This is a genomic window from Pseudomonas sp. TUM22785 (genome assembly GCF_028198105.1).
Lineage (GTDB): Bacteria > Pseudomonadota > Gammaproteobacteria > Pseudomonadales > Pseudomonadaceae > Metapseudomonas > Metapseudomonas solani.
Genome location: NZ_CP116239.1, coordinates 5,625,895 through 5,652,879 on the forward strand (window position 1 = coordinate 5,625,895; position 26,985 = coordinate 5,652,879).

Here is a 26,985-nt window from a genome sequence, read left to right on the forward strand (position 1 = left end):
CTTGAAGCAGTGCGGCTTCCAGCTTCCGGCTTCCGGCTTCCGGCTCCTGATTAATTGAGCTGTTCGACGCGGATGCGGACCACGCTGCCGACCACGTCGTCGAGGGCTTCCAGTGCGGCGATGGCGTCGTTAACGCGCGCTTCGACGACCCGGTGGGTAACCAGGATCATCGGCACCAGTCCGTCCTGCTCTTCGACTTCCTTCTGCATGATGGATTCGATGTTGATGCCGCGCTCGGACAGGATGGTGGCCACCTGGGCCAGTACGCCCGGGTGGTCCTTGGCCTGGATGCGCAGGTAGTACGCGCTCTCGCAGGCGTCGATCGGGAGGATCGGGTGGTCGGACAGCGAATCCGGCTGGAAGGCCAGGTGCGGTACGTGGTTCTCCGGGTCGGCGGTCAGCGCGCGGACTACGTCCACCACGTCGGCGACCACGGCGGAAGCGGTGGGCTCCATGCCGGCGCCGGGGCCGTAGTAGAGGGTGCTGCCGGCGGCGTCGCCATTGACCATCACGGCGTTCATCACGCCGTTGACGTTGGCGATCAGGCGGTCGGCCGGGATCAGGGTCGGGTGCACGCGCAGCTCGATGCCCTTGTCGGTACGGCGGGCCACGCCCAGGTGCTTGATGCGGTAGCCCAGGGCCTCGGCGTAGTTGACGTCGGCGCTGGTGAGTTTCGAAATGCCTTCGGTGTAGGCCTTGTCGAACTGCAGTGGGATGCCGAAGGCGATGGAAGCGAGGATGGTCAGCTTGTGCGCGGCATCGATGCCTTCGACGTCGAAGGTCGGGTCGGCTTCGGCGTAGCCCAGGGCTTGCGCTTCCTTGAGCACGTCGTCGAAGGCACGGCCTTTTTCGCGCATCTCGGTGAGGATGAAGTTGCCGGTGCCGTTGATGATGCCGGCCAGCCAGTTGATGCGGTTGGCGGACAGGCCTTCGCGGATCGCCTTGATCACCGGGATGCCACCGGCGACGGCAGCTTCGAAGGCGACGATGACGCCCTTCTCGCGGGCCTTGGCGAAGATTTCGTTGCCGTGCACGGCGATCAGCGCCTTGTTGGCGGTGACCACGTGCTTGCCGTTGTCGATGGCCTTGAGCACCAGGTCGCGGGCCAGGGTGTAGCCCCCGATCAGCTCGATGACGATGTCGATTTCCGGGTTGTCGGCCAGGGCGAAGATGTCGGCGGTAATGGGGGTGGTACCGGTTTCACACTTCGGGTTGGGGCGACGAGCAGCGATCTGGGCAACTTCGATTCCACGCCCGGCGCGGCGGGCAATCTCCTCGGCGTTGCGTTTGAGTACGTTGAAGGTGCCGCCACCGACGGTCCCCAGGCCACAGATGCCTACTTTTACCGGCTTCACGCTGAACTCCCCATCTTCACTGCGAAAAACGGCCGGGCATGGTCCCGGCCGTGGAAAAGAGCCGCACTTTACGAAGCGGCTGATTTTTGGTCAATCGATGTGATACGCGCAGAGCCCGTGTTACTTGGCTTCCAGGGCGATCTTGGCCAGTTGCGGGGCAGGCTGGTAGCCCGGGATCATCTGGCCGTTGCCGAGGACGATGGCCGGCGTGCCGTTGACGCCGATCAGCTGGCCCAGCTCGAACTGCTTGGCCACCGGGTTATCGCAGGTGGCCGAGGGGAGCTCTTCGCGGGACTTGGCCTTGTTCATCGCCGCCTGGCGGTCCTTGCTGCACCAGACGCTGACCAGGCTGTTGTAGCCGTGGCTGCCGAGGCCCTGGCGCGGGAAGGCGACGTAGCGCACTTCGATGCCGCGACGGTTGAGCTCGGGCACTTCGCTGTGCAGTTTCTGGCAGTAGCCGCAATCGGTGTCGGTGAACACGGTGATGTGCGCCTTGGCCGGCTCCTTGGGTGCGAAGACCACCATCTCGCTTTCGGGGATGGCGTTGATCTCCTTGGCGATGGAGCGGCTCTCGGACTGCTCGGTGAGGTTCACCGGCTTGCCGTCCTTCACGTGGTAGAGGTAGCCCTGCATCAGGTACTGGCCGTCGGCGCTGGTGTAGAGCATGCGACCGCCCTTGAGCTGCACCTGGTAGATGCCGCTCATGGGGCTTTCGCCGATGGACTCGATGGGCAGGCCCAGTTCAAGGCCGCTGAGGGTCTTGCGGATGGCCTGGTCCGGATCGTCGGCAAGGCTGAAGGTGCTGACCAGGCCAAGGGCCATGGCTGCGAAAAGACGGGTCACACGCATGGTTACTCCTGTGGAGCGGGGACATTCGGGCGGATGCCGAAGATTATCACAGAAGCCCCGAAGCACCGCGCCATGGAGCCGAACGGAGGTGCGGCGGGGATATCCGGTGCATGCAGGGCGCGGGCGATGGCCTGCTTCCGGCTCAGCCGCGCGGGTGGTGGCGGGCGTGCAGGTCCTTGAGGCGGGCCTGGGCGATGTGGGTGTAGATCTGCGTGGTGGAGAGGTCGGCATGCCCCAGCAGCATCTGCACCACCCGCAGGTCGGCACCGTGGTTGAGCAGGTGGGTGGCGAAGGCGTGGCGCAGGGTGTGGGGCGACAGCGACTTGGCGATGCCGGCGACCTTGGCCTGGTGCTTGATGCGGTACCAGAAGGTCTGCCGGGTCATCTGTTCGCCGCGCTGGCTGGGGAACAGCACGTCGCTGGGCTTGCCGTCGAGCAGGAAGGGCCGCGACTCGCGGACGTAGCGCTCGATCCAGGCGATGGCTTCTTCGCCGAGCGGCACCAGGCGCTCCTTGCTGCCCTTGCCGAAGACCTTGACTACGCCCTGGCGCAGGTTGACCTGTTCCAGGGTCAGGCCCACCAGCTCGCTGACCCGCAGGCCGCAGGCGTAGAGCACTTCGAGCATGGCGCGGTCACGCAGGCCGATGGGGTCGTCCAGTTCGGGGGCGTCGAGCAGGGCTTCGACGTCCGCCTCGGACAGCGACTTGGGCAGCGGGCGCCCGAGCAGCGGCAGGTCTACCTGCAGGGTGGGGTCTTCGATGATCAGCCCCTCGCCCAGCAGGAAGCGGTAGAAGCCCCGCGCCCCGGAGAGGAAGCGCGCTGTGGAGCGGGCCTTGTAGCCCTGCTCCAGGCGCCAGGCGAGGTGGTCGAGGATCAGGTCGCGGCCGGCGTGCTGCAGGCTCGCGCCGCGCTCCACCGCCCAGGCGTTGAAATGCGCCAGGTCGCTGCGGTAGGCGGAGCGGGTGTGGGGCGAAAGACCCTTCTCCAGCCACAGGGCGTCGAGGTAACGGTCGATCAGGGGGTGGTCGAGGGCAGGCATGACGGAACGCTGGCGGGATGAACGGCGTCTAGTCTTCCACAAGCGCCCCGACCTTCACCAGCGACAAGGAGTCCTGATGGACGAAACCGCAATCCTCCTCGCCCTCGGCGGCATCGGCCTGGCCGCCCTCGGCAGCCAATGGCTGGCCTGGCGCCTGCGCCTGCCAGCCATTCTCTTCCTGCTGCTCTCGGGCATTCTCGCCGGGCCGGTGCTGGGGGTGCTGGACCCGCAGGCGCTGTTCGGCCCGCTACTGTTCCCCCTCACCTCCCTGGCGGTGGCGCTGATCCTCTTCGAAGGCAGCCTGACGCTGCACCTTTCCGAGTGGAAGGAAATCGGCACCGTGGTGCGCCGCATGGTGACCCTGGGCGCGCTGGTGACCTGGGCGGTGATCGCGCTGGCAACGCACCTGCTGCTGGGTTTCGCCTGGGACCTGGCGCTGCTGTTCGGCTCGCTGACCCTGGTCACCGGCCCCACGGTGATCGTGCCGATGCTCCGCGTGGTGCGCCCGCGCAGCTCCATCGCCAACATCCTGCGCTGGGAAGGCATCGTCATCGACCCCATCGGCGCGCTGCTGGCGGTGGTGGTGTTCAGCTTCATCGTCAGCCGCGACCAGGGCGGCTGGAGCCAGAGCCTGGCGACCTTCGCCAGTGTGATCGCCTGCGGCTGCCTGCTCGGCGCCTTCGGCGGCTGGGCCTTCGGCACGGTGCTGCGGCGCCACTGGCTGCCCGAGTACCTGCAGAACCTGGCGGCCCTGGCCGCGGTGCTGGGCGTGTTCATCGGCGCCAACCTGCTGGTGCACGAATCCGGCCTGCTGGCGGTGACTGTGATGGGCATGGGCCTGGCCAATATGCGCGGGGTGGATATCAAGCCGATCCTGCACTTCAAGGAAAACCTCAGCGTGCTGCTGATTTCCGGGCTGTTCATCCTCCTCGCGGCGCGCCTCGACCTGGCCGCGCTGATCGCCCTGGGGCCGGCGACGCTGGCGCTGCTGGCGGTGATCCAGTTCATCGCCCGGCCATTGAATGTCGGTCTCTGCACCCTCGGCTCGCCGCTGGGCTGGCGCGAGCGCGCGCTGCTGGCCTGGATCGCACCACGGGGAATAGTCGCCGCAGCGGTATCGGCGATCTTCGCCCTGCGCCTGCAGCAGCACGGCAATGAACAGGCGCACCTGCTGGTGCCGCTGACCTTCCTGGTGATCATCGGCACCGTGGTGCTGCAGAGCGCCACCGCGCGCCCGCTGGCACGCCTGCTGAAGGTGGCCGAGCCGGCCCCGGCGGGCTTCCTGATCATCGGCGCCAACCCGGTGGCACGGGAGATCGGCAAGGCGCTGCAGCACCTGGGCAGCCGCGTGCTGCTCACCGACTCGAGCTGGGAAAACATCCGCGCCGCGCGGATGGACAACCTGCCCACCTACTTCGGCAACCCCACCTCGCAGCACGCCGATGCGCACCTCGACCTGGTGGGGCTCGGCCACCTGCTGGCGCTCTCCCCTTCCAGCGAAATGAACGCCCTGGCCTGCATGCGCTTCCGCCACGACTTCGCGGCGCTGCGCCGCTTCACCCTGCCCAGCGGTGCGGAAAGCCGGCGCACCGACAAGCACCGCGCCAGCGATCACGTGCGCGGGAGGCCCCTGGGCAGCCCGGCGCTCAGTTATCCACAGTTCGCCGGCAAGCTCGCTCGGGGTGCGGAGGTGCGCACCACCACCCTCACCGCCACCTTCGACTACGCCGCCTACCAGGCCCTGCATGGCGAGCGCGCCATCCTGCTGCTGGCCCGCGACCCACGCGGCTGGGTACACCTGGCGAGCACGGAAGTGCCCCTGAAACCGGAAGCGGGCTGGAGCCTGGTGGCATTGATCGAGGAAGAAGCCGGGGCCTTCGGGCCTGTGGATAAAAAGGCTTCCTAAGCACACGGACAAATGGTCATGTAAGCCTATCCTTTGTTGGGTGACAGCCTCTTCCTACGAGAGGATGATTTCACCTTGCCACCACTCCAATCCGGTCGAGCACCATGTCGAATCAGCAGAAATCACGTCTTGGCCAGATCCTGGTCAACAAGGGATTGATCACCAGCCAGCAGCTGGACGCCGCCATCAAACTCCAGTTGACCTGCGACAAGCGCCTCGGCGAGGTGCTGATCGAACAAGGCTTGTTGAGCCGCCGGCAACTCGACCGCGCCCTGAAGAAGCAGAACAACCTGCGCCTGGCCGCCACCCTGATCGCGGCCCTGATGAGCCCCTTCCAGATGGCCAGCGCGGACATCCAGCAGACCCCCAGCGCGATGTCCCAGCAACACACGCCCAAGGGCCTGCGCCCGTTGAGCGATGCGGAAATGAGCGATGTCAGCGCCCAGGGGCTGGACGAGGTGCTGCAAGGCCTGTTCGTCCAGGCCGAAGCCGGCGATGGCATCGGCACCGTCAAGGCACTGAGCCGCCTGGTGATGCCGGTGCTGGACAGCCTGGAGGCCGAGACCTCGATGAAGGACGTGGTCTACGACACCAGCCACATGCGCTCGACCATCAATCCCGATGGTTCGATCAACGTGCGCCTGCCCAGCTCCATCGGCGAGCTGCGCTTCGACAATGTTCGCGTCGCCGGCGCGCCACAGAACCAGAGCTTCGGCAGCCTGACCCTGAGCAACATCGACCTGTCCCAGGCCTCGCTGAAGATCGCCCTGCGCCACTGACCCACTCCTGCGAGCCGGATCAGGCCGCCTGTTCGATGGCCGATTCCGGCAACACCGGCACCGGGCGCTTCTCCTCGTCGATGGCGACGAAGCTGAACACCCCGGTGATGGCCTTCTCGCGGCCGTTCTCGTACATGCTTTCGACGAACACCTCCACCTCGACCTTGAGGCTGGTGTTGCCCACCTTCACCACGCGACCGACCAGCTCGACGATGGAGCCGGCGGGAATGGGGTGCTTGAAGTCGATGCGGTCGGTGGAAACGGTCACCAGCGGCAGTCGGCAGAAGCGCGTGGCGCAGATGAAGGACACCTCGTCCATCCAGGCCAGCGCAGTGCCGCCGAACAGGGTGTTGTGATGGTTGGTGGTCGGCGGGAATACCGCCTTGGTCACGCGGCTTTCGGACAAGGCGGTGCGCCGGGCGATCTCTTGCTCTCTCGGGGTCATGCCACTACTACCTGAATACAACCCAATGTGGCTGCCACTCGTGCGACGTCTGTTGTCGTTGTTGTGCGCTTGCGAACGGGCAGAACGGCTCCCGCTGGCCGCCGATCGCAGCACCTTCACGGGAGTTGCCCAGGGACCTGGCCCTGCGGCGGCGCGATTATTCCACAGCCCGGTGCACCCGGCAGCACCCTTGGCCAGCAGGCCCGACGCAACGCCATCCGGCTGCCACCCCCAGGATCGCCGCACGGGACGACTCCGGCCCGCCGGGCGTGTTCCTCGGCGCCAGGAGCACTCTGTGTAAGCCCTCGCCACCATCACACGACAGACGCTTCCTAAGCCCTCCTGAGGGTGATTTTGTGCGATTCGGAATGAGCTATTTTCCGCTACCGCCGCTGCCGTTCGCCCTCGGCGGCCCTCGTGGATCCGGCAAAAGGAAAGCCCCATGCACAGATCGCCACTCGCCCGCCCCTTGCTGGGCGCCCTGGCCGGCTTCCTCCTGACCCTGCTCGCGCCCCCCCTATCCGCTGACGAGCAGTTGCCACTGCTCAGCCGCCCATTGCCCACCGATGCCAAGGCCACCCTGGAGCTGCAGGACTGGCGCTGGCTGCGGGACAAGCGCGAGCTGCGCCTGGGCATAGGCGCGGACCTGCCGCCCTTCGACATCACCAGCAGCGGTCGCGACTTCGAAGGCCTCACCGCCGACGTCGCCGGCGTGATAGCCGACAAGCTCGGCATCGACATCAAGGTGCTGCGCTTCCGCAACCGGGAAGAGGCCCTGCTGGCGCTGGTGGATGGCCGCATCGACCTGCTCAGCGCCTCCAACACCTACGAGACGGCCAATCGCCAACTGCTGCTCAGCGACACCTACGCGCCGGACCAGCCGGTGCTGGTCAGTCGCGATGACGAGCGCCGCCCTCTGTCGCCCGGCCTCAACGGCATGCACCTGGTGATGCCGGCCGACTACCAGCCCCTGGAGAAGATCCGCGCGCACTATCCCCTGGCACGGGTCAGCACCGAACCCGACCCGCGCTCGGCCCTGCGCGCCGTGGCCCTGGGCCGTGCCGACCTCTACCTGGGTGACCTGGTGATGGCCAACTACCTCCTCAACCAGAGCCAGGCCGGCCGCCTGCGCCTGGCCGGCTACAGCAAGATGCCCAGCAGCGGCTTCGGCTTCGCCATGCGTAACGACCAGCCCGAGTTGCTGAAGGTGATCAACGCCGCACTGGCCAGCATCCCGCCGGAGCGCCAGGGGCAGCTGCTCAAGCGCTGGAGCGGCGGCAACGGCCCGCTGCTGTCCGAGTCCAACCTGGTGTTCACCCAGCAGGAGCAGCGCTGGCTGCTGTTGCATCCGGTGCTGCGCATCGCGACCTTCGGCAACCTGTCGCCGGTGAGCTTCTTCGACAGCGACGGCAACTACCACGGCATCACTGCCGACGTCCTCGATCAGGTGCGCATGCGCACGGGGCTGCGCTTCGAGATCATCCGCACCTCCAGCCAGGAGGAGATGGTGGAGAAGCTGAAGGCCGGTGAGGCCGACCTGATCGGGGCGTTCAATCCGGCGGCCAGCACCACCGATGACCTGGCCTACACCCGCCCCTATATGAACGCCGGGCTGGTGATCGTCACCCGCCGCAGCGATACCCGCTCGGTGGACCTGGAATCCCTGAATGGCAAACGCGTCGCGCTACCCCGCACCCCGCAGCTGGTGAAATGGTTGCTGGCCAGCTATCCCCGCCTCGTGCCCCTGGAGTACGACTCGATGCACGAGGCACTGACCATCACGGCGGATGGGGGCGCCGATGCGGCGATCCTCCCCGGCACGGTCGCCGAGCACCTGGTCCAGCGCTTCTTCGACGAGCGCCTGTGGATATCCGATGTGGTGCCCCAGCAACTGGAGTCCACGGTATTCGCCCTGCGCCGTGGCGACCTGGAGCTGCTGTCGGTGCTCGACAAAACCCTGGTCAACATTCCGCCGGATGAGCTGGCGGTGCTGGTCAACCAGCGTTGGCGCTCCACGGTGGAGGTGGCCAAGCCCGCCTGGCGCGATTATGAAAGGCTCATCTACCAGGTGAGTGGCGTGGTGGGCCTGCTGCTCAGCGTGTCGCTGATCTGGAACGCCTACCTGCGACGCCAGATGAAACTGCGCGCCAGCGCCGAGCGGGCATTGAACGATCAGTTGCAGTTGATGGAGACGCTGATCAACGGCACGCCCCACCCCATCTATGTGCGCGACCGGGACAACCATCTGCTGCTGTGCAACGACAATTACCTGGAGGCGCTCTCCATCGAACGGGAGCAAGCCATCGGCGCACCGCCTCTGGACGGGCTCTTCGGTGACGACAGCTGTTCACCGCAGATGCTGGAGGACTACCACGCGGTGATGGAAAGCGGCCAGGGCATGCAGGCCGACCACCACCTGAGCCAAAAGGGGGAGCCCTTCAGCATCTATCACTGGATCGAGCCGTTCCGTGATTCCCGGGGGATCATCAGGGGCGTGGTCGGTGGCTGGATCGATATCACCGAACGCCTGCGCCTGGTGGCCGACCTGCAGGAAGCCAAGGAGCGCGCCGATGAGGCCAGCCGCGCCAAAAGCACCTTCCTCGCCACCATGAGCCATGAGATCCGCACGCCGATGAACGCGGTGATCGGCATGCTCGAACTGGCCCTGCAGCGCGCCGACCAGGACCACTTCGACCGCCAGGCCATCGAAATCGCCCACGACTCGGCGAACAACCTGCTGGAGCTGATCGGCAACATCCTCGACATCGCCCGCATCGAGTCCGGGCGCATCAACCTGAGCCCCGTGCGCTGCAACCTCCGCGAAGAGGTCGAGGCGGTGGTGCGGGTATTCGACGGGCTGGCGCGGCAAAAGAGCCTGGCCCTGAGGCTGGAGTTCGACCCCAAGGCAGGCGTCGACGTACTGCTGGACCCATTGCGCTTCAAGCAGGTGCTGTCCAACCTCGTCAGCAATGCCATCAAGTTCACCGAACGCGGTCGGGTGACTCTCAAGGTTGCCGCCCAGGCAATCGCGAACAAGCGCCTGGAGCTGACGCTGCTCGTGGAGGACAGCGGCCAGGGCATCGAGCCCGAGGACCTGGAGCGACTGTTCCAGCCCTTCAGCCAAGGCCAGCAGCAGCCCAACAACACCATCGGCGGCACCGGCCTGGGCCTGGTCATCAGCCGAACCCTGTGCGAAATGATGGGTGGCAGCATCGAGATGACCAGCCGACCCGGCCACGGCACCTGCGTGACCGTGGAACTGGCGCTGCAGATACTCGACCCGCTGCCACGCAAGGAAGCGAGCCCGGTTGCGCAGATCGCCGCGCCCCAGCAGAGCCTCGACGTACTGGTGGTGGACGACCACCCGGCCAACCGCGAACTGCTCAAGCAGCAGCTGATCTTCCTCGGTCATCGGGTCAACGAGGCCCATAACGGCGCCAGCGGCCTCGAGCTATGGCAACGGCAGCAATTCGACCTGGTGATCAGCGACTGCAACATGCCGATCATGAATGGCTACGACCTCGCCCGGGCCGTTCGCAATCTCGAGCGCCGCGACGCACTGACACCCTGTCGCTTCATCGGCTACACCGCCAACGCACAGAACGAGGAGCACGAACGCTGCCGCCAGGCGGGCATGGACGCCTGCCTGTTCAAGCCGATCAGCCTCGGGGAACTGGCGGCCCAGTTGGTCGGCATCGCGCCACGGGCCGCCTTGACCGCGCACATGCCCGCCGCCTGCAACCTGAAGGAATTCGAGCGGTTGGCTGGACGCGACCCGGCGCTGCGCATGCGCCTGCTGGATACCCTGCTGGACAGCAACCGTAACGACATGGCGTTGATGCAGGGCTTTCTCGACGACGGCGACAGGCAGGCAATCGCCGAGGTGGCGCACAAGATCAAGGGCGCCGCGAAGATCGTCCATGCCGGCCCGCTCATCGCCTGCTGCGAATCCCTTGAAGCACTCTGCGAGGCAGAAGGCAGCGAAGACGAACTGCTCGCCGAAGTCGCCGCGCTGCGGGCGGAACTGGAGCGCCTGGAACACAGCCTGCTGGGCGAGATGAGCACGGCCTGATTTCGCCGGCGCAACCGGCAGCGCTTTCTTCGGCCCAATAAAAAGCCCGCCGCGGTTTCCCGGGGCGGGCTTTTGAGGGAAGCAGTCCTTAGACCAGCTTCTCCTTGATGCGAGCTGCCTTGCCGGACAGGTCGCGGAGGTAGTACAGCTTGGCCTTGCGCACGTCACCGCGGCGCTTGACGCTCAGGCTGTCAACCAGCGGGGAGTAGGTCTGGAAGGTACGCTCTACGCCTACGCCGTTGGAGATCTTGCGAACGGTGAAAGCGCTGTTCAGGCCGCGGTTACGCTTGGCGATGACAACACCTTCGAAGGCCTGCAGACGCTGACGGTCGCCTTCCTTTACTTTCACTTGCACGATCACGGTGTCGCCGGGGGCGAAAGCCGGGATCTCTTTGTTCATTTGTTCAGCTTCGATTTGCTGAATGATCTTGTTGGTCATCGCTGCGCTCCTAAGACAAGCCACCGGCCTGCCATCGATACGTTAACTATCGTCCCGCTGACGGATGTATTCCGCCAACAGCTTCTTCTCTTCTCCAGAAAGCGAGCGGCTATCCAGAAGATCGGCACGACGTTCCCAGGTCCGACCAAGGGACTGCTGCAAACGCCAACGCCGGATGTGTTCGTGGTTGCCACTAAGCAACACATCAGGAACACGCTTGTCCGCGTACACCTCAGGCCGGGTGTAGTGCGGGCAATCGAGGAGGCCGTCCGTGAACGAGTCTTCCTCTGCGGAGTCCGCATGGCCCAGTGCACCGGGCAACAACCGCGTCACCGCGTCGATCAGCACCATTGCCGGCAGCTCACCGCCGGACAATACGTAGTCGCCAATCGACCATTCTTCGTCGACGTGCTCTTCGATGAAGCGCTCGTCGATACCTTCGTAGCGACCGGCGATCAGAATCATGGATTCCGATTGCACCAGTTCGCGCACGGCCTCCTGCTTGAGCTGGCGGCCCTGCGGCGAAAGGTAGATCACCTTCGCCTGCTCCCCGGCCGACGCCTTGGCTGCTGCCAGGGCCCGCTCCAGGGGCTGTATCTTCATCACCATGCCTGGGCCGCCGCCGAAGGGCCGATCGTCCACCGTCTGGTGGCGGTCCTCGGTGAAGGTCCGCGGGTTCCAGCAGGTCAGCTTGAGCAGACCCTGCTTTACCGCTCGGCTGGTAATGCCGTATTCGCTGATGGCGGCGAACATCTCCGGAAAGATGCTGATGACCTCGACCTGCATGCTTTTCATGTCATGCAACTCAGAAGTCAGCGTCCCAATCCACCCGCATCTCGCCTGTTTCCAGGTCGATCGTCAGCACGCATTGCGCCGTATAGGGCAACAGGCGCTCACGGTCATCGAGGCTGCCGGGGCAGGGCTTGACCACCATCACGTCGTTGGCGCCGGTCTCCAGCAGATGATCGACGACGCCGAGCAATTGCTCCTGCTGGTCGATGACCTTGAGACCTTCCAACTGATGCCAGTAGTACTCGTCACCTTCGAGTTCCGGCAGCTCGCTGCGGGGCACGCAAATGTCGAAGCCCGCGAAAGTACGAGCGACTTCGCGATCATCGAGACCCTTCAGCTTTGCTACCAGGACCTTGCCGTGCAAGCGTCCACTGGCCACTTCGACCTGCTTTACCTCGTTGTCGCGCTTAAGCGTCCAACGGCGGTAATCGAGCACGTTATCCAGCGGATCGGTAAAGGAATACACCTTCACCTCGCCCCGTACGCCATGCACCGAAAAGATCTTGCCAAGAACGATGAGGTCCTCGGCCTGTGCCGGCGTCGTGCTCATAAAGTTGCTTAGGCAGCAGCCTTGGCAGCTTCCTTCAGCAGCTGAGCAACGCGCTCAGACGGCTGGGCGCCCTGGCTCAGCCAGTAGGTGGCGCGCTCTTGATTCACGGAGAGCTTCACTTCGGCACCCGAGGCGACCGGGTTGAAGAAACCGATACGCTCAACAAAGCGACCGTCGCGCGCATTGCGGCTGTTGGTCACGGTCAGGTGGTAGAAGGGGCGCTTCTTGGAGCCGCCACGAGCAAGACGGATGGTTACCATTGAACTTCGTTCCTATAGGTCGGTGCTTTTCAAGCTGTGCACACACATGGGCCATGGGCCCGAAAGGCCGCATATTCTAAGGATTATGCGGCCGATTGCAAATCTCTTTTACCAGCCACCTGTCGGTGGTCGCTGCAAGCCGCAGATTTCAAGCTGCCGGAGGCCCGGCAACTGATCGCTTGCAGCGCTTTCACTTACATCTTCGGCATGCCGCCGCCGGGGAACATGCCGCCCATGCCGCGCATCATCTTGGCCATGCCACCCTTGGCGGTGACCTTCTTCATCATCTTCTGCATCTGCTTGTGCTGTTTGATCAGCCGGCCGACGTCCTGCACCTGGGTGCCGGAGCCGAGGGCGATACGGCGCTTGCGCGAGCCACTGATGACTTCAGGGTCGCGGCGCTCCAGCGGCGTCATCGAGTTGATGATCGCTTCCATCTGCTTGAACTGCTTCTCCGCCGCGCCCTGGGCATTGCCCATCTGCGCGAGGTTGACGCCACCGAGCATGGGCAGCTTGTCCATGAGGCCGCCGAGGCCGCCCATGTTCTTCATCTGCTGCAATTGGTCGCGGAAATCTTCGAGGTCGAAGCCCTTGCCCTTCTTGATCTTCTTCGCGAGCTTCTCGGCCTTCTCGCGGTCCATGCCCTGCTCGGCCTGCTCGATCAGGCTGAGCACGTCACCCATGCCGAGGATGCGCGAGGCGATGCGGTCCGGGTGGAAGGGATCGAGCGCTTCGCTCTTCTCGCCCATGCCGAGGAACTTGATCGGCTTGCCGGTGATGGCACGCACGGAGAGCGCGGCACCGCCACGGGCGTCACCGTCGACCTTGGTCAGCACCACACCGGTGAGCGGCAGCGCTTCACCGAAGGCCTTGGCGGTGTTGGCTGCGTCCTGGCCGGTCATGGCGTCGACCACGAACAGGGTTTCCACCGGCTTGATCGCCGCGTGCAGCGCCTGGATCTCGGCCATCATCTCGCCGTCGATGTGCAGGCGGCCGGCGGTGTCCACCAGCACCACGTCGATGAACTTCAGCTTGGCTTCGCGGATCGCGGCCTCGGCGATGTCCACCGGCTTCTGGCTGATGTCGGAGGGGAAGAAGGTCACGCCGATATCGGCGGCCAGGGTTTCCAGCTGCTTGATCGCCGCCGGGCGGTAGACGTCGGCCGACACCACCAGCACGGACTTCTTCTTGCGCTCCTTGAGGAAGCGCGCGAGCTTGCCGACGGTGGTGGTCTTGCCCGCACCCTGCAGGCCGGCCATCAGCACCACGGCGGGCGGGGCGGCAGCCAGGGACAGGTCTTCGTTGGCCACGCCCATCAGCTCGATCAGCTCGGCCTGGACGATCTTCACGAACGCCTGGCCCGGCGTCAGGCTCTTCGATACCTCGGTACCGACGGCGCGTTCCTTGACCTTGTTGACGAAGTCCTTGACCACGGGCAAGGCCACGTCGGCCTCGAGCAGGGCCATGCGCACTTCACGCAGGGTGTCCTTGATGTTGTCCTCGGTCAGCTTGGCCTTGCCGGTGACATGGCGCAGCGTCTGCGAGAGGCGGTCTGTAAGATTTTCGAACATGCACGTTCCTTTCAGGTTCGTCCGAACCGAGGGTGAGCTTGCGGCAAGCGGCGGATTATAGCGAAGTGTCGCCAGCGCCGACACCGCCTGCGGTCTTTCGTGAGCCCCCTCATCTGTGCCAAACTCAGCGCCTTTCGGGCTTGCCTTACAAGGACTTATGCACCCTCTGCTGCCCAGCCTCCTGGCTGCCTTCCTTTATGCCGGCGCCACCACCTACCAGGGCCTGCGCCTTCGCCAGCGCACCACGCCGGACAAGCGCCTGCTGGTTCTGGTCGGCTCCCTGGCACTCGTCGCCCATGCGCTCAGCCTTTATATCCAGCTGATCACCCCGGTGGGCCTGACCCTCGACTTCTTCAACGCCGCCAGCCTGATTGCCGCAGCCGTGATCTTCCTCACACTGCTGGCCATTGCCCGGATACCGGTGGAGAACCTGCTCCTGCTGCTGTTGCCACTGGGAATGCTGACCGTCCTGCTGGCCGCCTTCGCCCCCTCCGGGACGGTGCAGGCGATCGACGAGGAGCCAGGCATCCTGGCGCATATCCTGCTGTCGATCCTGGCCTACGGCATGCTCACCATCGCCGTGTTCCAGTCGCTGCTGCTGCTGCTCCAGGACCACCAGCTCAAGCACAAGCACCCCTCGGGACTGATCCGCAACTTTCCGGCACTGCAAACCATGGAGAGCCTGCTGTTCGGCTTCCTCTGGGCCGGCTGGTCCCTGCTGTCGCTGTCGTTGCTCTCCGGCTGGCTGTTCGTCGACAACCTGTTCGCCCAGCACCTGGCGCACAAGACCATCCTGTCGTGCATCGCCTGGGTGGTGTTCGCCGTACTGCTGTGGGGCCGCCACCAGCTCGGCTGGCGCGGGCACAAGGCCATCCGCTGGACCCTGGCGGGCTTCTGCCTGCTGATGCTTGCCTACTTCGGTAGCAAGCTGGTCCGCGAATTCATCCTGCATATCTGAGATGCCCATCGACGGATTGATCGCCGGGCTGCTGCTCGGCCTGCTGCTCGCATCCCTCGCCGGCTCCGTGCTGGCCTGGAGCCTCTCCCGTCGACGTCGTGCCCCGGTGCAGGTGGAGCCCGAAGCGACGCCGCGCCTGCCCTCCTCGCTCACCGAAGCCCTGCAGCGCGTGTCCATCGCCGCGATCATGATTCCGCGCAGCGAGATCCAGGGCATCGACGTCAGCCAGTCGCCAGAACGCATCCTCGAACAGCTGCGCACCGCCACCCATACGCGCCTGCCGGTGTACCGCGAAGACATCAACCAGATCGAAGGCATCCTGCACATCCGCCAGGTCGCCCGCCTGCTGCCCCAGGATGGCGTCAGCGCCGAAGACCTGCTGGCGGCCTGCCGCGAAACCTACTTCGTGCCGGAAAGCACCCCGCTGCTCACCCAGCTGGTGAACTTCCAGAAGGAACAGCGCCGGGTCGGCATCGTCGTCGACGAGTATGGCGACGTGATCGGCCTGGTCAGCCTGGAAGACATCTTCCAGGAACTGATCGGCGAATTCGGCAGCCTCGACGACCTCGCCCCCAACCCGGCGATCCAGCCCCAGGAAGACGGCCGCTTCGAGCTGGACGGCTCCCTGCACCTGCGCGAACTCAACCGCGTGCTTGGCTGGCACCTGCCCTGCGAAGGGCCGAAGACCCTCAACGGCCTGATCACCGAGGCCCTGGAGCAGATTCCCGACACCAGCGTGTGCCTGAAGATCGGCCCCTACCGCCTGGAGATCCTCCAGTCCGGCGAGAACCGCGTACAGCGCGTACTGGCCTGGCGCGCCTGACACCTCTGCGACCTTGGTCGAGGTCCCTTGCCGTGGTTTTCCGCCGCTTTCTATAATCCTCGCGGGCTTACCCAGCCCCCTCGGCCGCCGCGGCTATCCGCCCACGCGCCATCGGCCAGCCCGCCTGGCCGCCTGAGAACCACCTGCCACGGCCCCACAGGCCCGTTCGCAGCCAGCAAGGCCCCTGGTCCGGCGACCCGCCGCATCATCCCCTTCCCTCAGCACAACACGACAGCCATGAGATTCCGTCGGGCCGTGATGGCCGCGACGACTGACAGGGGATCCACTGATGACCACCGCCACCTTGAGCGACGCTGCGAACACGACACCGGCCAACTCGCCGGCCCGCGTCGCCACCGCCAGCTTCATCGGCACCGCCATCGAGTTCTACGACTTCTACATCTACGCCACGGCCGCCGCCCTGGTGATAGGCCCGGTGTTCTTCCCGCAGACCTCCGGCACCGCGCAGATGCTCTCGGCCTTCCTCACCTTCGGCATCGCCTTCCTCGCCCGACCGCTGGGCTCGGCGCTGTTCGGCCACTTCGGCGACCGCATCGGGCGCAAATCCACCCTGGTCGCTTCGCTGCTGCTGATGGGCGCTTCCACCACCCTGATCGGCGTGTTGCCCGGCTACGACACCATCGGTGCCTGGGCGCCGATCCTGCTGTGCCTCCTGCGCTTCGGCCAGGGCCTGGGCCTCGGCGGCGAGTGGGGTGGCGCGGCATTGCTGGCCACCGAGAACGCCCCACCCGGCAAGCGCGCCTGGTTCGGCATGTTCCCCCAGCTCGGCCCGTCCATCGGCTTCCTCGCCGCCAACGGCCTGTTCCTCACCCTGGCCCTGTGCCTGAGCGACGAGCAGTTCCGCGCCTGGGGCTGGCGCATCCCCTTCCTGCTCAGCGCCGCGCTGGTGATGGTCGGCCTCTACGTGCGCCTGAAGCTGGAGGAGACACCGGTCTTCGCCAAGGCCATGGCCCAGCACGAGCGGGTGAAGATGCCGGTGCTCGAAGCCTTCGGCAGCCACTGGCGCCCGATCGTCCTCGGCGCCCTGGCGATGGTGGTGTGCTACGCGCTGTTCTACATCTCCACCGTGTTCTCCCTCAGCCACGGTGTAGGCAGCCTCGGCTACAGCCGCGAGAGCTTCCTCGGCATGCTGTGCTTCGCCGTGCTGTTCATGGCGGCGGCGACCCCGCTGTCGGCCTGGCTCAGCGACCGCTACGGGCGCAAACCGGTGCTGATCGTGGGCTGTACGCTGGCGATCCTCTCCGGCTTCGCCATGCAGCCGCTGCTGACCCAGGGCTCGACCCTCTCGGTCACCCTGTTCCTCAGCATCGAACTGTTCCTCATGGGCGTGACCTTCGCCCCCATGGGCGCACTGCTGCCAGAGCTGTTCCCCACCCACGTGCGCTACACCGGCGCCTCGGCGGCCTATAACCTCGGCGGCATCGTCGGCGCCTCGGTGGCGCCCTTCTTCGCCCAGAAGCTGGTGGCCATGGGTGGCCTGTCCTGGGTCGGTGGCTACGTATCGGTGGCGGCGGCACTCAGCCTGCTGGCGGTGCTCTGCCTCAAGGAAACCCGCGACGACGACCTGGGCACAGTGCGCTAAGACCTCGCCCCTTGGGCGTCAGGCTCCAGCCGTCTCTTCGACGAGGCGGCTGGCAGCCGGCGCCACCCTCCCCGCCCGCACGATCCACTCCGCCAGCAAGCCGCCCCAGACCGAACACCCCAGCTGTGACGGGTGATAACCGTCCAGCGCCAGGTAGTCGGCCTGCATGGCGATGCTCGCCGCGCAGTGCTCGGCCCCCAGCTCGTCGGCCAATGCCCGCACCTGCATGTCGAGCAAGCGCGCACGCCAGCCCAGCAGGCGGCGCAGCAACCAGGGCAAGGCACTGAAGTGCTGCAAGGGGGGAACGGCGGCGAACACCACCTCGACGCCCCGCGCCATGAAGGGGGCGGCCAGCCGCCGCAGGGATTCACGCCAGGCAACAGTGGAACTGAAATGGGTGGTGTCGTTGACACCGAAGACCAGCAGCGCCAGGTCCACCGGTTCGTCCTGAACCTGTGGCAACAGGCGCTCACAGGCCTCGCTCGCGGTGATGCCGTTCTCGCCACAGGCGCGCCAGGCAACGGGGCGCTGCAACTGCCGGGAAAGCGCCGCCGCCAGTTGCCCCGGCAAGGCCAGTTGCAGGCAGGAGACACCGACACCAGCGACCGTGGATTCGCCGATCAGGAGGATGCGCAGGGGCTCGCCCGCGAATTCCGCTCCCGCCAGCCCCTGATCAGGGCCGGCGGCAGGGGCCAGGCGCAGGGCGGTGCGCTTGGTGTACAGGGCCTGGGGCAGCACCAGGGGCATCAGCGCAAGCGCCGATGCCCACCAGAGCAGCCCGGCCCCTCGGCTCACAGCTTGACGTCGACGGCCTGGGCCGCGCGGGTCGCCTTGGCACGGGCCAGGTCGGTGGACTCGTCGCGAGCCAGGGCCACGCCGAGGCGACGCTGGCCATCCACCGCCGGCTTGCCGAACAGGCGCAGCGCGGTGTCCGGCTCGGCCAGGGCCGCAGAGAGGTTGCCGAAGCTCATCTCGGTGGACTTGCCTTCCACCAGGATCACCGCCGAGGCGGACGGGCCGGACTGGCGGATCACCGGGATCGGCAGGCCGAGGATGGCGCGGGCATGCAGGGCGAACTCGGACAGCTCCTGGGAAATCAGGGTGACCAGGCCGGTGTCATGGGGGCGCGGCGACACTTCGCTGAACCACACCTCGTCGCCTTTGACGAACAGCTCGACGCCGAACAGGCCACGGCCGCCCAGGGCCTCGGTCACGGCCTTGGCCACGCGCTCGGACTCGGCCAGGGCCTTGGGGCTCATCGCCTGGGGCTGCCAGGATTCGTGGTAGTCGCCCTTCACCTGGCGGTGGCCGATGGGCGCGCAGAAGGTGGTGCCGCCGACATGGCGCACGGTGAGCAGGGTGATTTCGTATTCGAAGTCGATGAAGCCCTCGACGATCACGCGGCCCTTGCCGGCGCGGCCGCCTTCCTGGGCGTAATCCCAGGCGTATTGCAGGTCGTCATCGCTCTTGAGTACCGACTGGCCCTTGCCGGAGGAGCTCATGATCGGCTTCACCACGCAGGGGTAGCCGACGCTGGCGACGCCGGCGCAGTAATCCTCGAAGGTGTCGGCGAAGTGGTACGGCGAGGTGGGCAGGCCCAGCTCCTCGGCCGCCAGGCGACGGATGCCCTCGCGGTTCATGGTCAGCTGCGCGGCGCGCGCGGTGGGGATCACGGTGTAGCCTTCGGCCTCCAGCTCCACCAGGGTGGCGGTGGCGATGGCTTCGATCTCCGGCACGATGTAGTGCGGCTTCTCCAGCTCGATGACGCGGCGCAGGGCCTCGCCGTCGAGCATGCTGATGACGTGGCTGCGATGGGCGACCTGCATGGCCGGCGCGTTCTCGTAGCGGTCGACGGCGATCACTTCGACGCCCAGGCGCTGCAGCTCGATCACCACTTCCTTGCCCAGCTCGCCAGAGCCGCAAAGCAGTACACGGGTCGCGCTCAGCGACAGCGGGGTTCCAATACGGGGCATCGGTGTTTCCTCGAAAGATGAAAGGTATTCGCTCGGGCGGCGGGCAGGTGCCGCCGCTTCAGTGGGGCTGGATCAGGAACTGGCCACCGGCCCGTGCACGCTCCATGCAGCGCACCAGCACCTCGCGGCGCTCGGCGTTGTCCATGCGTCCCCAGCGGGTGATCTCGTCGACGCTGCGCTGGCAGCCGGTGCAGATATCGTCATCGTCCAGCGCGCAGACATGCACGCAGGGCGAGGCGACGGGGCGTTCACGTTCCATCAATCTTCCTGTTCGACCAGTTCCCGTGCATAACGCTGGGCGTTGTGCACGTAGTGCGCGGCGCTGCCCTCGAGCATCTTCTTCTGCTGCTCGGTCAGCTCGCGAACTATTTTACCGGGCGAACCCATGACCAGCGAGCCATCGGGAATTTCCTTGCCTTCGGGGATCAGGGCATTGGCGCCGATGATGCAGTAATTGCCGATTTTGGCGCCGTTGAGGATCACGGCATTGATGCCGATGAGGCTGTAGTCGCCGACCGTGCAGCCATGGAGCATGGCGTTGTGGCCGATGGTCACGCCCTTGCCGATGTTCAGCGGGAAGCCCATGTCGGTGTGCATGACGGTGCCGTCCTGCACATTGCTGTTCTCGCCGATATGGATGAGTTCGTTATCGCCGCGCAGCACGGCGCCGAACCAGACGCTGGCGCCGGCGTCCAGGCGGACCTTGCCGATCACCGCCGCGTCGGGGGCGATCCAGCTGTCGGGATGGGTTTCGACACGGGCGTTGCCCAGGCGGTATTTCATCAGGCGCTCCTCGAAACGGGGCTCAGTTGAGTTTGACGAAGGTGGCCGGCGGCTCGCGCATCTCGATGCCGGCATCGAAGACCAGGTTGACCAGCTCCACCACCATGATCGCGGTGAGGCCCCAGATCTTGTACTGGCCGAACTGGTAGCTGGGCACGTACCAGCTCTGGCCGAGGTAGTCGATGCGGTGGGTCATCTCGCGGGGGTCGCTGCGGAAGAACTCCAGGGGCACGCTGAAGACCGAATCGATCTCGCCGTCGTTGGCCTTGTACTCCACGTAGTCGGGCACGAAGCCGACATAGGGCGTGACCTGGATGCCATGGCGCGAGACCAGGGTACTGAGCGGGCCGATCACCTCGACCAGGCCAGGCGGCAGGCCGATCTCCTCCTCCGCCTCGCGCAAGGCGGTGTGGATCAGGTCGCGGTCCTCGGGGTCGCGTCGGCCACCAGGGAAGGCCACTTCGCCTCCGTGGGTGGACAGGCCGCTGGCGCGCAGGGTGAGCACCAGCTCGGGTTCGGCGCTGCGGGTGATGGGCACCAGTACCGCCGCCTCGGGGAACGTGCGGTCGGTCACCAGCGTCTTCGGGGAGTAGCTCCGCACACGGCGGTGCAGGTCATCCAACATGGACAGTCTCGGCTTTTATTCTGCCGGGCATCATGGCACGAACCCGCAGGCCACCCAACCCCCGAACCGACGTTCGAGGCAAGCGCAGCCCCCGTCCCGCTTGCCGTCGAGGCACGAGCCGCGCCAAGATTGCGCCCTCGACCCCGAGGATTCCCGATGAAGTTCTGCAGCCAGTGCGGCGGCCCCGTGATCCAGCGCATCCCCGAAGGCGACAACCGCCTGCGCCATGTCTGTGGGCTATGCCACACCATTCACTACCTGAACCCGCGCATCGTCGCCGGCTGCGTACCGGTCTGGGGCAAGCAGGTGCTGCTGTGCCGCCGCGCCATCGAACCGCGCAAGGGCTACTGGACACTGCCCGCCGGCTTCATGGAGAACGGCGAGACCATGGAACAGGCCGCCGCCCGCGAGACCGCCGAGGAGGCCTGCGCGCGGGTGCGCAACCTGCAGCTCTATACCCTGTTCGACCTGCCGCACATCAGCCAGGTGTACACCTTCTTCCTCGCTGAACTGGAGGACCTGGACTTCTCGGCCGGCGAGGAAAGCCTGGAAGTGAAACTCTTCGACGAAGCCGACATCCCTTGGTCCGAGCTGGCTTTTCCGACTGTCGGGCGTACCTTAGAATGCTACTTCGCCGACCGTGTCGAGCAGGTCTATCCGGTCCGCAACGAGCCATTGGCGCCCTTACTGGCCTACTACAAGAAAGCCTGACCGTACTGCCGAATTCGAACACTCTGGGGATGCTGTAGAAATGCGCTGGTTGCTCGTTGCCTTGATCCTTTGCTTTACCTCCCTGTCCCACGCCAGCGCCGCCCCCAGCCTCGAAGGCAAGGGCATCGACAAGGTGCTGGTGGTCAAGTCCGAGCGCAAGCTGCTGCTCATGAACCGCGGCAACATCCTCAAGAGCTACCGCATCTCCCTGGGCAAGCAGCCCAAGGGGCCGAAGCTGCGCGAGGGCGACCAGCGCACGCCGGAAGGCTTCTACTGGATCGACTGGCGCAAGACCAGCGACAAGTACAACCTGGCCATGCACATCTCCTACCCCAACGCCCGCGACTCCCTGCAGGCCCGTGACAAGGGTGTACCCGCCGGCGGCATGATCATGATCCACGGCACGCCTCTGGATGAGGAATACCCCGAGTGGTACTTCCACACCCTGGACTGGACCGAGGGCTGCATCGCCATGAAGAACGCCGACATGCGCGAAATCTGGAGCCTGGTGAAGGACGGCACGCTGATCGAGATCCGCCCCTGAGGGAGCGGAGCGACAGGCGTGAAAAGGCGCCCTGAGGCGCCTTTTTTATTGGCAATGTCCCGCACACGCCGAACGAGCCACAGCGCCAAGACGGTGGGTTTCGCTGCGCTCTACCCACCCTACAAAGGCCGGGCGGCAACCCGGTACCGAAGTCAGAACACCAGGTCGGACAGGCGCCAGACCTCATAGGCCGGCGTCTCGTAGGGGTGGGCCTGCTTGAGGGCGCGCACGGCATCGTGGATCAGCTCGTCGGCCACCACCATCTCAACCTTCCATTCGGATACATGCTCAACCCGGCCGGCCTGGCCGATAAAGGGATCGGCTTCGGCCAGTGGGCGGAACTGGCCCTGCCCCAGGCTTTGCCAGCAGCAACTGTCATAGGCGCCGATGCGGCCGCCCCCCGCCGAGAAGACCGCTTTCTTGACCGGCTCCAGATGGGATTCCGGAACGTAGAAGCACAGCTTGTACATCAATTACTCCGTAGGCAATTACAGGCTGGACGCTAGTGGCCAGATGATGCCACCGGACGATGGCAATTCGCCAATACTTTGTCGCGACCAGCGTCACGATACCGGCATTCGACTGACCGCCGGTCAAAGTGTTCAGCGCAGGGATAGAGCCGTTGGCCATAAGGCCGCTCTCGTGCGGGGTGCTTTGCGGTGGGGATGCGAGCCGTGTGGGCGATCAGTCGCCCTGCCAGAACCGCCGCCACTTGTCCTTCAGCGAAGGCGCAGCAGGGGCGTGGCTGCCATCGCAGTACGGCAGGCGTCGGGAGAGGCCACAGCGGCAGAGGATGAGCAATTGCTGGCGTTCGATGTGAAGCGAGAGGCCCTGTCGGCAGTCGGAAGGGCAATCGGGAAGCCGGGGCGAATGCCCGCAGCGGCACAGCAGCAGAGTGGCGCCGGACTCGACCCGGCGCACCTCGGGTAGCGACGCGCCCTCCTCCGTGGTGGAGAGAGGGCGCTCGCCGGCGTCGTCAGTCGACCCAGACGCGGGCATTGCGGAACATGCGCAGCCAGCCGCCGTCTTCCTGCCACTCGTCGGGGCGCCAGGAGTTCTGTACGGCACGGAACACGCGCTCCGGGTGCGGCATCATGATGGTCACGCGACCATCGCGGCTGGTGAGGCCGGTGATGCCACGGGGCGAGCCGTTCGGGTTGGCCGGGTAGCCTTCGGTGACCTTGCCGTGGTTGTCGACGAAGCGCATGGCCACGCAACCGGACAGATCGGCTTCCAGCAGGGCTTCCTCGCTTTCGAACTCGGCATGGCCTTCGCCGTGGGCGATGGCGATGGGCATGCGCGAACCGGCCATGCCACGCAGGAAGATCGACGCCGACTCCTGCACCTGGACCATGGCCACGCGGGCCTCGAACTGCTCGGAGCGGTTGCGCACGAAGTGCGGCCAGAACTCGCTGCCGGGGATCAGCTCGTGCAGGTTGGACATCATCTGGCAACCGTTGCACACGCCGAGGGCGAAGCTGTCCTTGCGCTCGAAGAAGGCCTGGAATCCATCACGGGCACGGGCATTGAACAGCACCGACTTGGCCCAGCCCTCACCGGCGCCGAGCACGTCACCGTAGGAGAAGCCACCGCAGGCCACCAGGCCCTTGAACTCTTCCAGGCTGACGCGGCCGGCGAGGATGTCGCTCATGTGCACGTCGATGGCGGCGAAGCCGGCACGGTCGAAGGCCGCAGCCATCTCCACCTGGCCGTTGACGCCCTGCTCGCGCAGTACGGCGACCTGGGGACGCGCGCCCTTCTTTATATAAGGAGCGGCGATGTCCTGGTTGACGTCGAAGCTGAGCTTCACCGACAGGCCGGGGTTGTCTTCGTCCAGCAGGACGTCGAACTCCTGGTCGGCGCAGGCGGCGTTGTCACGCAGGCGCTGGACCTGGTAGCTGGTCTCGGCCCACTGGCGCTGCAGCAGGCGGCGCTCACCGGCGAACACCGGCTCGCCGTTGAAGGAAATAGCGACATCGGCACCGTTGACCGGCTGGCCGATCACGGCCACGCAGTCGCCCAGGCCGGCGGCGCTGAACTGGGCCAGCACTTCCGGCGTGGCGCCCTGCTGGACCTGGATGACCGCACCCAGCTCTTCGTTGAACAGCACGGCCGGCAGCTCGTCGGCGGCATCGGCCAGGGCGTCCAGTTGCAGGTCCAGGCCGCAATGACCGGCGAAGGCCATTTCCAGCACGGTGGTCAGCAGGCCGCCGTCGGAACGGTCGTGGTAGGCCAGCAGCAGGCCGTCCTGGTTCAGGCCCTGGATCACGGCGAAGAAGGCCTTGAGGTCTTCGGCGTCGTCGACGTCCGGCACGGCCTGGCCGAGCTTGGCGAAGGTCTGCGCGAGGATGGAGCCGCCCATGCGGTTCTGGCCGCGGCCGAGGTCGACCAGGATCAGGTCGGTCTCGCCCTTGTCCAGGCGCAGTTGCGGGTTGAGGGTGCGGCGGATGTCCTGCACCGGGGCGAAGCCGGTGATCACCAGGGACAGCGGCGAGGTGACGGACTTGTCCACACCCTCATCCTGCCAGCGGGTCTTCATGGACATGGAGTCCTTGCCCACCGGAATGGTGATGCCCAGCGCCGGGCACAGCTCCATGCCCACGGCCTTGACCGTGTCGTACAGGCGCGCGTCCTCGCCCGGGTGGCCGGCAGCGGCCATCCAGTTGGCGGACAGGCGGATATCGGAAATCTTCTCGATGCTGGCACAGGCCAGGTTGGTGACGGTCTCGCCGACCGCCATGCGGCCCGAGGCCGGGGCGTCCAGCAGGGCCAGCGGGGTGCGCTCGCCCATGGCCATCGCCTCGCCGGTGTAGACGTCGAAGCTGGTGGCGGTGACGGCGCAGTCGGCCACCGGAACCTGCCACGGGCCGACCATCTGGTCGCGGGCGACCAGGCCGGTGATGGTGCGGTCGCCAATGGTGATCAGGAAGCTCTTGCTGGCCACGGCCGGGTGACGCAGCACACGGCTCACGGCATCGGCGATGTCGACGCTGGCGGCGTTGAAGTCATCGCCCTGCTCGGCTTCGCGGCTGACGCTGCGGTGCATGCGCGGCGGCTTGCCGAGCAGGACGTTGAGCGGCATGTCCACCGGCTTGTTGCCGAAGTGGCTGTCGGCGACGGTCAGGTGCGGCTCCTCGATGGCCTCGCCGACCACCGCGAAGGGGCAGCGCTCGCGTTCGCAGATGGCCTTGAAGCGCTCGAAGTCGGCAGCATCCACCGACATCACGTAGCGCTCCTGGGACTCGTTGCACCAGATTTCCAGCGGGCTCATGCCCGGCTCGTCGTTGGGCACGGCGCGCAGTTCGAAACGGCCGCCGCGGCCACCGTCGTTGATCAGTTCCGGCAGGGCGTTGGAGATACCACCGGCACCCACGTCGTGGATGAACTTGATGGGGTTCTCGGCACCCAGCTGCCAGCAGCGGTCGATCACTTCCTGGCAGCGACGCTCCATCTCGGGGTTGTCGCGCTGGACGGACGCGAAGTCCAGGTCGGCGGAGCTGGAGCCGGTGGCCATGGAGGAAGCAGCACCGCCGCCCAGGCCGATGAGCATGGCCGGGCCGCCGAGGACGATCAGCTTGGCGCCAACGGAAATCTCGCCCTTCTGCACGTGCTCGGCGCGGATGTTACCCATGCCGCCTGCGAGCATGATCGGCTTGTGGTAGCCGCGTACTTCTTCGCCGTGGGGGGTGTCGATGGCCTGCTCGAAGGTACGGAAGTAGCCGTTCAGCGCGGGGCGGCCGAATTCGTTGTTGAACGCGGCGCCGCCCAGAGGGCCTTCGATCATGATGTCCAGCGCAGTGACGATGCGCTCGGGCTTGCCGTAGGGCTTCTCCCAGGGCTGCTCGAAACCGGGGATCTGCAGGTTGGAAACGGTGAAGCCGGTCAGGCCGGCCTTGGGCTTGGCGCCACGACCGGTAGCGCCTTCGTCGCGGATCTCGCCACCGGAGCCGGTGGAGGCACCAGGGAAGGGCGCGATGGCGGTCGGGTGGTTGTGGGTTTCCACCTTCATCAGGATGTGCACCGCTTCCTCGGTCGCGCCGTACTGGCGGGTATCCGGGTTGGGGAAGAAGCGGCCGGCGGTGAAGCCCTCGATGACCGACGCGTTGTCCTTGTAGGCGGACAGCACGCCTTCGCTGTTCATCTCGTAGGTGTTCTTGATCATGCCGAACAGGCTCTTCTCTTGCGCCTGGCCGTCGATATCCCAGCTGGCGTTGAAGATCTTGTGGCGGCAATGCTCGGAGTTGGCCTGGGCGAACATCATCAGCTCGACGTCGTGGGGGTTGCGCCCCATCTCGTTGAAGCTCTTCACCAGGTAGTCGATCTCGTCTTCGGCCAGGGCCAGGCCCAGCTCGACGTTGGCGCGGGCCAGTGCGTCGCTGCCACCGCCGAGGATGTCGACCACGGTCAGCGCCTTGGGCTGCGCGTGGCTGAACAGGCTGGAAGCTTCTTCCAGGGCGCCCAGCACCAGCTGGGTCATGCGGTCGTGCAGGGCGCTGGCGATCAGCTGCGCCTCGGCATCGGAGAACTGGCCGGCCACGTAGTAGGCGATGCCGCGCTCGATGCGCTCGATCTTGGCCAGGCCGCAGTTGCGGGCGATGTCGGTGGCCTTGCTCGACCAGGGCGAGATGGTGCCGAAGCGCGGCAGGACCAGGAACAGGCGGCCCGCAGGCTCCTGCACCGGGACGCTGGGGCCGTACTTGAGCAGACGCGCCAGGACCTTTTCCTCGTCGGCGGTGAGCACGCCGGTGACTTCGGCAAAGTGGGTGAACTCGGCATACAGACCGGTGACGGCGGGAACCTTCTGGGTCAGTTGCTCGAGCAGTTTGCCGTGGCGAAAAGCGGAAAGGGCGGGGGCACCGCGCAGGATCAACATCTTCTGGACAGCCTCTGGGAAGGGGTGTGCTTAGA

Annotated in this window: 24 protein-coding genes and 1 pseudogene; 8 read left to right on the forward strand and 17 right to left on the reverse strand. The window is 65.9% G+C overall.

Annotation, left to right across the window (positions count from 1 at the left end; all coding sequences use genetic code 11):
• Positions 1–50: 50 nt before the first annotated feature.
• The 3 genes from PI990_RS25605 to xerD all read right to left on the reverse strand — a co-directional run bounded on the left by PI990_RS25605 (position 51) and on the right by xerD (position 3,243).
• Complete coding sequence (locus PI990_RS25605) at positions 51–1,355, reverse strand: homoserine dehydrogenase (RefSeq protein WP_184487538.1); 1,305 nt, start codon at positions 1,353–1,355, stop codon at positions 51–53.
• Positions 1,356–1,475: 120 nt separating this feature from the next.
• On the reverse strand, positions 1,476–2,204 hold the full coding sequence (locus PI990_RS25610) for a disulfide isomerase DsbC N-terminal domain-containing protein (RefSeq protein WP_021217090.1): 729 nt from the start codon (positions 2,202–2,204) through the stop codon (positions 1,476–1,478).
• A 142-nt stretch (positions 2,205–2,346) separates the two neighbouring features.
• Positions 2,347–3,243, reverse strand: a complete 897-nt coding sequence (gene xerD / locus PI990_RS25615; RefSeq protein ID WP_271658872.1) for a site-specific tyrosine recombinase XerD — start codon at positions 3,241–3,243, stop codon at positions 2,347–2,349.
• A gap of 76 nt (positions 3,244–3,319) precedes the next feature.
• Here xerD and PI990_RS25620 point away from each other — a divergent pair, with 76 nt between their 5' ends.
• A complete protein-coding gene (locus tag PI990_RS25620) occupies positions 3,320–5,149 on the forward strand; it encodes a cation:proton antiporter (protein WP_184487535.1) in 1,830 nt (609 codons plus the stop codon).
• Positions 5,150–5,253: 104 nt separating this feature from the next.
• On the forward strand, positions 5,254–5,928 hold the full coding sequence (locus PI990_RS25625) for a hypothetical protein (protein ID WP_184487534.1): 675 nt from the start codon (positions 5,254–5,256) through the stop codon (positions 5,926–5,928).
• Positions 5,929–5,947: 19 nt separating this feature from the next.
• On the opposite strand, the gene PI990_RS25630 is transcribed toward PI990_RS25625, so the two are convergent.
• Positions 5,948–6,373: an acyl-CoA thioesterase gene (locus PI990_RS25630; protein ID WP_021217094.1), complete on the reverse strand. Its 426-nt coding sequence runs from the start codon at positions 6,371–6,373 to the stop codon at positions 5,948–5,950.
• 442 nt (positions 6,374–6,815) lie between these two features.
• Here PI990_RS25630 and PI990_RS25635 point away from each other — a divergent pair, with 442 nt between their 5' ends.
• Positions 6,816–10,445, forward strand: a complete 3,630-nt coding sequence (locus PI990_RS25635) for a transporter substrate-binding domain-containing protein (RefSeq protein ID WP_271658873.1) — start codon at positions 6,816–6,818, stop codon at positions 10,443–10,445.
• Between the two features lie 88 nt (positions 10,446–10,533).
• Here the strand turns inward: PI990_RS25635 and rplS are convergent, their stop codons facing one another.
• From rplS to ffh, 5 genes are all read right to left on the reverse strand, one after another.
• On the reverse strand, positions 10,534–10,884 hold the full coding sequence (gene rplS, locus PI990_RS25640) for a 50S ribosomal protein L19 (RefSeq protein WP_043240180.1): 351 nt from the start codon (positions 10,882–10,884) through the stop codon (positions 10,534–10,536).
• A gap of 42 nt (positions 10,885–10,926) precedes the next feature.
• On the reverse strand, positions 10,927–11,679 hold the full coding sequence (gene trmD / locus PI990_RS25645; RefSeq protein WP_043240177.1) for a tRNA (guanosine(37)-N1)-methyltransferase TrmD: 753 nt from the start codon (positions 11,677–11,679) through the stop codon (positions 10,927–10,929).
• Positions 11,680–11,689: 10 nt separating this feature from the next.
• Positions 11,690–12,226: a ribosome maturation factor RimM gene (gene rimM / locus PI990_RS25650; protein WP_021220790.1), complete on the reverse strand. Its 537-nt coding sequence runs from the start codon at positions 12,224–12,226 to the stop codon at positions 11,690–11,692.
• Positions 12,227–12,234: 8 nt separating this feature from the next.
• Positions 12,235–12,486: a 30S ribosomal protein S16 gene (rpsP, locus tag PI990_RS25655; RefSeq protein ID WP_021220791.1), complete on the reverse strand. Its 252-nt coding sequence runs from the start codon at positions 12,484–12,486 to the stop codon at positions 12,235–12,237.
• Between the two features lie 194 nt (positions 12,487–12,680).
• Positions 12,681–14,057, reverse strand: a complete 1,377-nt coding sequence (gene ffh, locus PI990_RS25660) for a signal recognition particle protein (RefSeq protein ID WP_021220792.1) — start codon at positions 14,055–14,057, stop codon at positions 12,681–12,683.
• A gap of 157 nt (positions 14,058–14,214) precedes the next feature.
• Here ffh and PI990_RS25665 point away from each other — a divergent pair, with 157 nt between their 5' ends.
• The 3 genes and pseudogenes from PI990_RS25665 (at position 14,215) to PI990_RS25675 (ending at position 17,441) form a co-directional block, all read left to right on the forward strand.
• Positions 14,215–15,015 carry a cytochrome C assembly family protein gene (locus tag PI990_RS25665; protein ID WP_021220793.1) on the forward strand — a complete coding sequence of 267 codons (801 nt, stop codon included), beginning with the start codon at positions 14,215–14,217 and terminating at the stop codon, positions 15,013–15,015.
• Between the two features lie 184 nt (positions 15,016–15,199).
• A pseudogene (locus tag PI990_RS25670) lies at positions 15,200–15,838 on the forward strand (transporter associated domain-containing protein); the annotation flags it as partial.
• Between the two features lie 289 nt (positions 15,839–16,127).
• Positions 16,128–17,441 (forward strand): MFS transporter, encoded by a 1,314-nt coding sequence (locus PI990_RS25675; protein WP_271658875.1) that lies wholly within the window; start codon positions 16,128–16,130, stop codon positions 17,439–17,441.
• Between the two features lie 18 nt (positions 17,442–17,459).
• On the opposite strand, the gene PI990_RS25680 is transcribed toward PI990_RS25675, so the two are convergent.
• Genes PI990_RS25680 through PI990_RS25700 form a run of 5 tightly spaced genes read right to left on the reverse strand, consistent with a single transcriptional unit; the run spans position 17,460 to position 20,822 of the window.
• Positions 17,460–18,236, reverse strand: a complete 777-nt coding sequence (locus PI990_RS25680; RefSeq protein ID WP_271658876.1) for an SGNH/GDSL hydrolase family protein — start codon at positions 18,234–18,236, stop codon at positions 17,460–17,462.
• Positions 18,233–19,414: a formate-dependent phosphoribosylglycinamide formyltransferase gene (gene purT / locus PI990_RS25685; RefSeq protein ID WP_271658877.1), complete on the reverse strand. Its 1,182-nt coding sequence runs from the start codon at positions 19,412–19,414 to the stop codon at positions 18,233–18,235. The genes PI990_RS25680 and purT overlap by 4 nt, the downstream gene beginning before the upstream one ends.
• A 58-nt stretch (positions 19,415–19,472) precedes the next feature.
• Positions 19,473–19,673, reverse strand: coding sequence for a DUF1289 domain-containing protein (locus PI990_RS25690; RefSeq protein WP_021220798.1), 201 nt, complete (start codon positions 19,671–19,673; stop codon positions 19,473–19,475).
• Positions 19,673–20,197: a gamma carbonic anhydrase family protein gene (locus PI990_RS25695; RefSeq protein WP_271658878.1), complete on the reverse strand. Its 525-nt coding sequence runs from the start codon at positions 20,195–20,197 to the stop codon at positions 19,673–19,675. The genes PI990_RS25690 and PI990_RS25695 overlap by 1 nt, the downstream gene beginning before the upstream one ends.
• 22 nt (positions 20,198–20,219) lie before the next feature.
• Entirely contained in the window at positions 20,220–20,822 is a 603-nt protein-coding gene (locus PI990_RS25700) for a CoA pyrophosphatase (protein ID WP_263400096.1), read from the reverse strand.
• Between the two features lie 156 nt (positions 20,823–20,978).
• Here PI990_RS25700 and PI990_RS25705 point away from each other — a divergent pair, with 156 nt between their 5' ends.
• On the forward strand, positions 20,979–21,533 hold the full coding sequence (locus PI990_RS25705) for an NUDIX hydrolase (RefSeq protein WP_043240155.1): 555 nt from the start codon (positions 20,979–20,981) through the stop codon (positions 21,531–21,533).
• A gap of 40 nt (positions 21,534–21,573) precedes the next feature.
• A complete protein-coding gene (locus PI990_RS25710; RefSeq protein WP_021220802.1) occupies positions 21,574–22,077 on the forward strand; it encodes a L,D-transpeptidase family protein in 504 nt (167 codons plus the stop codon).
• A 152-nt stretch (positions 22,078–22,229) separates the two neighbouring features.
• Here PI990_RS25710 and PI990_RS25715 read toward each other — a convergent pair whose 3' ends face one another.
• The 3 genes from PI990_RS25715 to purL all read right to left on the reverse strand — a co-directional run bounded on the left by PI990_RS25715 (position 22,230) and on the right by purL (position 26,950).
• Positions 22,230–22,547: a Nif3-like dinuclear metal center hexameric protein gene (locus tag PI990_RS25715; protein WP_043240153.1), complete on the reverse strand. Its 318-nt coding sequence runs from the start codon at positions 22,545–22,547 to the stop codon at positions 22,230–22,232.
• A gap of 214 nt (positions 22,548–22,761) precedes the next feature.
• Positions 22,762–23,076 (reverse strand): CDGSH iron-sulfur domain-containing protein, encoded by a 315-nt coding sequence (locus tag PI990_RS25720; protein ID WP_271658879.1) that lies wholly within the window; start codon positions 23,074–23,076, stop codon positions 22,762–22,764.
• On the reverse strand, positions 23,054–26,950 hold the full coding sequence (purL, locus tag PI990_RS25725; RefSeq protein ID WP_271658880.1) for a phosphoribosylformylglycinamidine synthase: 3,897 nt from the start codon (positions 26,948–26,950) through the stop codon (positions 23,054–23,056). The genes PI990_RS25720 and purL overlap by 23 nt, the downstream gene beginning before the upstream one ends.
• Positions 26,951–26,985: the final 35 nt, after the last annotated feature.